This window comes from Deltaproteobacteria bacterium (genome assembly GCA_026388415.1).
GTDB lineage: Bacteria > Desulfobacterota > Syntrophia > Syntrophales > JACQWR01 > JAPLJV01.
This window is the reverse complement of sequence record JAPLJV010000047.1, coordinates 1-6,704: the sequence shown is the minus strand read 5'-3', so window position 1 is coordinate 6,704 and position 6,704 is coordinate 1. Positions and strand designations below refer to the sequence as shown.

Here is a 6,704-nt window from a genome sequence, read left to right as displayed (position 1 = left end):
CTGATCCTGGAGGAAATAGTAAGATGCGTTGTCTCCGCCCTGCAATTAAAGGCCGCCGGTATCCGCCTGCTTGATTCCAAGGGGAAAAAGCTTTTCCTCGGCGCATCCTGCGGGCTTTCGGACAAATACCTCAGAAAAGGTACCGTTCTGGTCGAAGAAAGCGGCCTCGACAAGAGCGCCCTGCTCGGCAAGACCCTCTGGCTGAAGGACGTCCGGACGGATAAAAACTTCCAGTACCGCGATAAAGCAAAGGAGGAGGGGATTAAATCCGTCCTCGTATTGCCTTTGTCGGTGGAAAGCAAGGTCATCGGCGTGCTCCGGGTCTATTCCGACAAGGTGCGCAAATTTACCGCCCAGGAAATCAAGTTTCTGGAGGCGGTGGCCAATCTTAGTGCTATTGCCTTGGACAACGCCCGTCTGCATCAGAAACTGCAGCTAAACTGTGATTTAATGGCAGCGCACAAATACCGCATTGACGACAACTAAGGAGAAAATTATGATTCGCCTGGGCATTAACGGTTTCGGAAGAATCGGACGGCAAGTCCTCAAGGCTGTCCTTTCAAGATACCCTCAGTCGCTGCAAGTTGCGGCCATCAATGACCTCTTCGATGTAACTACCAATGCTCATCTTTTCAAGTATGATACGAGCTACGGCCGCTTCCCGGGAGAGGTGAAAGTCAGGAATAACGGTTTCCTCATTGACGGCCAGACGATAAAAAGTCTGTCTTTTCGTGATCCGGCGACCATCCCCTGGGATGACGAGGGTGTTGATATTGTTATCGAAAGCACCGGACTTTTTCTGACCGGTCCCAAGGCCGCGGCGCACCTTGCCGCCGGCGCCAAGAAAGTCATCATTACCGCACCCGCCAAGGAAGAGGATCTAACCGTCGTCATGGGGGTAAATCATAAAAACTATCAACCCCGGAAACACCATATCATTTCCAACGCCTCTTGTACTACGAACTGCCTGGCGCCGCCCGTCATGGTGATCCACGAGGCCTTCGGCATTGAAAAGGCGATGATGACGACGGTCCATTCCTACACCAATGATCAGCGGATACTGGACATGGCTCACAAGGATCTGAGGCGGGCCCGGGCAGCGGGTCAGAACATCATCCCGACCAGCACCGGCGCCGCCAAAGCGATTGCGCTGGTAATTCCTGAGCTGGCCGGCCGTTTCGACGGCTATTCGCTGCGGGTGCCGACACCAACCGTTTCCATTGTTGATTTCGTCGCCGAGCTCCGGACAGAGACTTCCACTGATGCCCTGCGTCAGGTCCTGAAAAAAGCGGCTCGCGGCCGGTTGAAGGGCATCATGAACTGTGAAGATGCCGGTCTCGTTTCTTCGGATTATCGAGGCGATTCTCATTCCTCTATTATTGATGTTGAATTTACCCAGGTACTGAAAGGCAACATGGCCAAGGTCGTGGCCTGGTACGACAACGAATGGGGTTATTCATGCCGGGTGGCCGATCTGGCCCACTATATTGCGCAAAAAGGATTATGATATTATATGGCAGCCCGCATTCTGGTAATTGACGACGACGCGGTCGCCTGTGAGTTTCTGCAGGAAACACTGCTGCGCGCCGGATATAAAGTTGACGCCTATACCTCCGCCGAAGATGTCCTCAAAATGGACCTGTCGGGCTATGATTTAATGATTTCCGACATCCGGATGCCCGTTATTGACGGACTGCACATCCTGCAGCATGTTCAGGAAAAATGGCCTGAAATCCCCGTCATCCTCGTGACGGCCTTCGGCTCACTGGAAACCACGATGGAAGCCCTGCGCCTCGGCGCCTGGGATTACATCAGCAAGCCCTTCACGCCCGATGCCATCCGCGAGATGGCGAAGAAAATCCTGGAAATGCGTGAAATAAGGCAACAAAGGACGGGTGGCCAGCCGAATCAAAAGGGAACGCCCCAATTTATCGGCTCTTCCGCCTTGATGGTAGAATTTTACAAACAGATAGCCCGGGTGGCCGATGCCTGGGCCAGTGTTTTGATCGAGGGTGAGAGCGGTACAGGTAAAGAATTGACGGCCCGTTCGCTGCATCAGCTCAGCTCTCGCCGCGACAAACCTTTAGTCGTTGTCCATTGCGGCGCCATACCCGATAACCTGCTGGAATCAGAGCTTTTCGGTTATGAAAAAGGGGCTTTTACGGGGGCGGACCATCACCATGAGGGCTTGATCGCCTCGGCCCAGGGCGGAACGCTGTTTCTCGATGAAATCACCGAGATGTCCCCGGCCCTGCAGGGAAAGCTGCTGCGCTTCATGCAGAATGGCGAAGTGCGCCAACTGGGGGGGCACGGGACACAAAATATCACCGTGCGCGTGGTGGCGGCGGCCAACCGCAATGTGGACGAAGAGGTCAGAAAAGGCACGTTCCGCTCCGACCTGCTTTACCGGTTTGTCGTGCGCCTGCACATCCCTTCCTTAAAGGAACATAAAGGAGACCTGCTGCAACTGATAGAATCATTATTGAAAAAGATGGACTATCTTAATGTGCGCATCTCCGATGAGGCGATGGAACTCTTGCAGGCCTATGACTGGCCCGGAAACGTGCGGGAACTGGAAAACGTTTTACAGCAGACGCTCTTGATGTCCCCCTTCATGGTTATCCTGCCGGAACACCTGCCCGACCGATTCCGGCCCCGGCAAGAGTCGAAACTGCCTTTCCTCACGCCCCTGGAAGGTGCGGAAAGGATACAGATCATCAAAGCGTTGAAATCTTCAGCCTGGAACCAAAGCAAAACGGCGCAATTGCTAGGCATTGACAGAAAGACCTTAAGAAATAAAATCCAGAGCTACGGGCTCTTGAAGGAAACCACGGACTGATTTGTCTCTTCTCCGGAGGTGTCAACGAGGGGGAAATAAAGAATTATTTCGCTGCCGTCATCCGGGCGGCTTTTGATCTCAACGTGTCCGCCGTGGGCTTTCACGATGTCCTGTACGATGGAGAGTCCCAGCCCCCTTATTCCCTCATCCCGGTGGGTGCTGAAAAAGGGTTCGCAAACCCTTTCCATAAGCTCTGGTGAGATGCCGAAGCCGGTATCCTTGACGGAAATGGCCAGCGAATGACGCTCCGCTACGGTGAAGACAGAAACATCTATCTGTCCGCCTCCCGGCATTGCCTCGATGGCGTTCTGGATGAGATTGAAGAGGGCCGTCTGGACGCGGTCCCGATCCGCATAGAGCAGGGGAGCATGATCTTCCATATTCAAGACAACATGAATGTCCGCCCGCTGGAGTTGGGGTTCGACAAGCGAAAGGGTATCATTTAACAGGTCGGCAATGGACATGACCTCGAAATGCGGCTCCGGCAGGCGCGTAGCCCGCCGCACATTCTGAATGGTCGTATTCAGACGCTGTGTCTGCTGAACGATCAGCTCCAGTTTGCGCGCCACGTCCGGCGGCCAACCCTCTTCCCTTTCCAGCAGGAGACTGGCCAGACCGGCAATGGAATGCAGGGGCGTCCCCAGGTCGTGCGCCAGGGTGGCAGTTAAGTACCCCAGAGCGGTAAGCTGCTGCATCTGGCTGACCTGCTTTTGGAGTTGCACCACATTATGCGTTGCCTCCTGTACTCGCACTTCCAATTGGCTATTTAGTTCCCTGTTCCGGGCCAGTACCTGTTCAATCTCTTCGGCCATCGTGTTGAAATGATCGGTCAGTTGTCCCCACTCGTCTTTCCTGCTGATGGGGATCCGCTGGGCATAGCGGCCGGCATGTAACTGGTCTATCGTATCAATGATTATCTTGAGCGGCCGGTCAATAAGCCAGCCATAGCTGAAAGCCAGGATCAGCAGGATCACCAGCAACAACCCTCCCGTGCTGAATATCAGCAGGTGCTGCGCCCGGGACAATATCTCCTCATTGGAGCGGGAAAAAACGATGGCGCAAACTACCACGTGCCGGCCGGGTTTTTCACCCCATCCGGAGGTATATAAAAGACCGAGGGATGGGCCGACTTCGGTTTTAATCTTCACATAGACAGGCTTTCCTTTTCTCCCTACCGATTCCACCATGGTCTCAGACCATTCATAGGGAACCCTGCCGGCGCCTGCGACATAATCAATATCGCTGCCGGCGGCGGAAAAAATGTCTATTCTGGCTAACCGGCCGTCACTCTGTACATGGCCTTTCAGAGTCGTATCCAGGGCGGTCAAGCCCTTAGCCGTGGGGAAGTGCTGATAGTAGGTGTTCACCGTTTCCGCTACGTCGTATAGCTTCTTCAGTTGCTGTTCAATGAGGATCTGGTCCAGAGCCCGCAGTTGAATCCATCCCCAGACGGCCATCGTTACGGCCAATCCGGCAATGGTGACAATCATGAGACGATATCGTACCGTCATAGAATGGCAAATAACCTTCTTGCTAAAAAACCGTTAAAGAGTTCGATCTATTTACCTGCGGGCGCCTTTACTGCCGGAGCCGGGTTGACTTCCGGATTCTTGGTCTTTTTGATTGCCGTCTGAGGAACATCAGCGACCACTCTTGTGGCCACATTCAGATCTTCTCGGGTGATATAACTAACCCTCACCTTGTCGCCCGCCTTGATCTTGACCAAGGGCTTTTCCAAGGTAAAATCCATTGTTTCTACTTTATCCTTGACTTTACGCTCAATCTTCAGTGCCGTATCGGTAATTTCTGTGACTATGCCGGCAGCCCTCATGCCCGTCACTCTCACGGCAGGAGCAGCTCCCGGCGCTGACAATGCTTTTTCTGCCTTGTCCGATGTGGCCGCGTATAAAAAGGCTGATGCGCCAATACTGCCAATAATTAAAACTATCGCCATCAAACGCCTCATTTATGATAACCTCCTATTTTAATTTAACTTTTTACCATTGGAAAGGTGGCACACCTATAATATAGTAGAGCGAATAGTGTTCAGCAATATACATACCATATACACCGAAAACCGGAAAAGCTGTCTAACAACAAGACAATACGCAACAAATTTTCACGGATAGCCACCGGGGGCCTTATGGGGCGGCCAATAACGGATAATTACTCCCCAGGATGTGGGGAGTTTTGCATCACAGAAATGCCGTTCCGCTTTCCACCTGAAAATGTTAACATTTTATAAACCATCATTGCTTAAACGCTTCCGGCATTTTATAGAGACAATAGATTGGGATAAAATAAATCATCGTAAACTCGCACACCTCCGTACAAAATATTGATATTACAGTATATACCGTTGCCTAAATCTTATGCAAAGTGGTATAAAATTCTGTCTATTGAGGGCTTACAACTCTTACCAACAAGTTTATCAACAGCTCTTTCCACACGCCTGTGGATTTCCCCAACCTATGAGCAGGATAGTGATCAGGCTGGTTCCTTCTGTTTCTGTTGCACCAGCAGCTATCGCCGGTGTTGCCATTGCCATTAAGGCTCCTCATGTTGTCATTGTGCGTTTTATGGTGTGCTCCTTGTTGTGATAACGTTAGGGTAGATTTTTCTGCCTGTCAAGACTCTATTTTGAGAATCTATTTTGAGGCAAGCATCAACTTCCTTGATTTTCTGCCGCATCAATGCGATGATTCAAAAACCACAAGCTCACACTCAGAGAAAAAACATGGCCAACATTTACTTTATGGGGCACTTTTTTAGGCGCATTAAATAAAGATGGGCGAGGTATCAACAATATGATTGACTTCAAGTGGTTACAGACGGAGAAAAAGGTTGCCCGAGAGGCCTTCGATAAGGCCTACCAGAAGGAATGCGATGTGATCATCGCCAAACTGAAAAAGATGATCAAGACGACTAAGGAACCAGATGATATTTGGCGTATTTGCGATTACCTCACCGAACAGAGGGACCGAACCGACGAAAAATACGACTACCGATACTCGGTCCTGATTTTCGTCTTCGCCAGGTTGATCAAGGAAGGATGGCTCACGGAAGCTGACCTGGAGGGGATAGGTAAAGATAAGATCGAGAAAGTGCAATTTCTGTTGACGATGTAATCTGAAATGATAAACGCAAACGATCTGACATTTTTTACTAATGAACCAGGTGCCACGCTGCTCGACCGGTTCAAGAAAACCCTCCGGGACGTGAAATTTTTTGACATCTTGGTGGGTTACTTCCGCACCAGCGGCTTTGACCGGCTGCATGAATCCTTCGCTTCCATTGAAAAAATTCGCGTCCTCGTAGGCCTGAATGTTGACAGAAAAACTATTGATATCATTAATGAATATCATTATCAGGCCAAGCTCGATTTTGAATCCCACAAGCGGACCAAGGAAATCTTTTCCGAGACGGTTACCACGGAGATGGATAACTCGCCGGACAGTTTCGAGACGGAGCTCGGCGTCCGGAAGTTTATAGAATTTCTCCGCAGCGGCAAGATGGAAATCAAAGCCTATCCCAGCGGCAACCTCCACGCCAAGGTATATATCAGCCGCTTCGGCGAGGATGACCGCGATTACGGGCGAGTCATCACGGGTTCCAGCAATTTTTCCGAATCAGGGCTCATCGCCAATCGGGAGTTCAATGTGGAATTGAAGGATCGTGCGGATGTGGAATTCGCCCTGGCCCAGTTCGAGGAGCTCTGGAAGGATGCCGTTGATCTTTCCCAAGAATATGTGGACACCATCAATGACAAGACCTGGCTGAACGACGAGATCACTCCCTACCACCTCTACCTGAAATTTCTTTACGAGCATTTCCGGGAAGACATCAACATCGATGAGGATTTCGA

Annotated in this window: 7 protein-coding genes; 5 read left to right on the top strand and 2 right to left on the bottom strand. The window is 51.1% G+C overall.

Going from position 1 to position 6,704, the window contains the following annotated elements; translation table 11 throughout:
* From NT140_10465 to NT140_10455, 3 genes are all read left to right on the top strand, one after another.
* Window positions 1–486, top strand: a 486-nt coding sequence (locus NT140_10465; GenBank protein ID MCX5832286.1) for a GAF domain-containing protein, incomplete at its 5' end; no start/stop codon positions are given.
* 10 nt (window positions 487–496) lie between these two features.
* Entirely contained in the window at window positions 497–1,507 is a 1,011-nt protein-coding gene (gap, locus tag NT140_10460) for a type I glyceraldehyde-3-phosphate dehydrogenase (protein ID MCX5832285.1), read from the top strand.
* Between the two features lie 6 nt (window positions 1,508–1,513).
* Window positions 1,514–2,839, top strand: a complete 1,326-nt coding sequence (locus NT140_10455) for a sigma-54 dependent transcriptional regulator (GenBank protein ID MCX5832284.1) — start codon at window positions 1,514–1,516, stop codon at window positions 2,837–2,839.
* On the opposite strand, the gene NT140_10450 is transcribed toward NT140_10455, so the two are convergent.
* Together NT140_10450 and NT140_10445 are read right to left on the bottom strand one after the other, a co-directional pair.
* Window positions 2,809–4,350, bottom strand: a complete 1,542-nt coding sequence (locus NT140_10450) for an ATP-binding protein (GenBank protein MCX5832283.1) — start codon at window positions 4,348–4,350, stop codon at window positions 2,809–2,811. The genes NT140_10455 and NT140_10450 overlap by 31 nt on opposite strands.
* A 47-nt stretch (window positions 4,351–4,397) precedes the next feature.
* Window positions 4,398–4,793 carry a hypothetical protein gene (locus tag NT140_10445; protein MCX5832282.1) on the bottom strand — a complete coding sequence of 132 codons (396 nt, stop codon included), beginning with the start codon at window positions 4,791–4,793 and terminating at the stop codon, window positions 4,398–4,400.
* 853 nt (window positions 4,794–5,646) lie between these two features.
* On the opposite strand from NT140_10445, the gene NT140_10440 reads away from it, so the two are divergent.
* Both NT140_10440 and NT140_10435 read left to right on the top strand, forming a co-directional pair.
* Window positions 5,647–5,967, top strand: a complete 321-nt coding sequence (locus tag NT140_10440) for a hypothetical protein (protein ID MCX5832281.1) — start codon at window positions 5,647–5,649, stop codon at window positions 5,965–5,967.
* Between the two features lie 6 nt (window positions 5,968–5,973).
* Window positions 5,974–6,704, top strand: a 731-nt coding sequence (locus tag NT140_10435; protein ID MCX5832280.1) for a phospholipase D-like domain-containing protein, incomplete at its 3' end; no start/stop codon positions are given.

What these genes read in the sequence shown, in the direction of transcription:
- NT140_10445 (MCX5832282.1), bottom strand. Translation starts at nt 4,793, where the DNA reads ATGGCGATAGTTTTAATTATTGGCAGTATTGGCGCATCAGCCTTTTTA.
- gap (MCX5832285.1), top strand. Translation starts at nt 497, where the DNA reads ATGATTCGCCTGGGCATTAACGGTTTCGGAAGAATCGGACGGCAAGTC.
- NT140_10440 (MCX5832281.1), top strand. Translation starts at nt 5,647, where the DNA reads ATGATTGACTTCAAGTGGTTACAGACGGAGAAAAAGGTTGCCCGAGAG.
- NT140_10450 (MCX5832283.1), bottom strand. Translation starts at nt 4,350, where the DNA reads ATGACGGTACGATATCGTCTCATGATTGTCACCATTGCCGGATTGGCC.
- NT140_10455 (MCX5832284.1), top strand. Translation starts at nt 1,514, where the DNA reads ATGGCAGCCCGCATTCTGGTAATTGACGACGACGCGGTCGCCTGTGAG.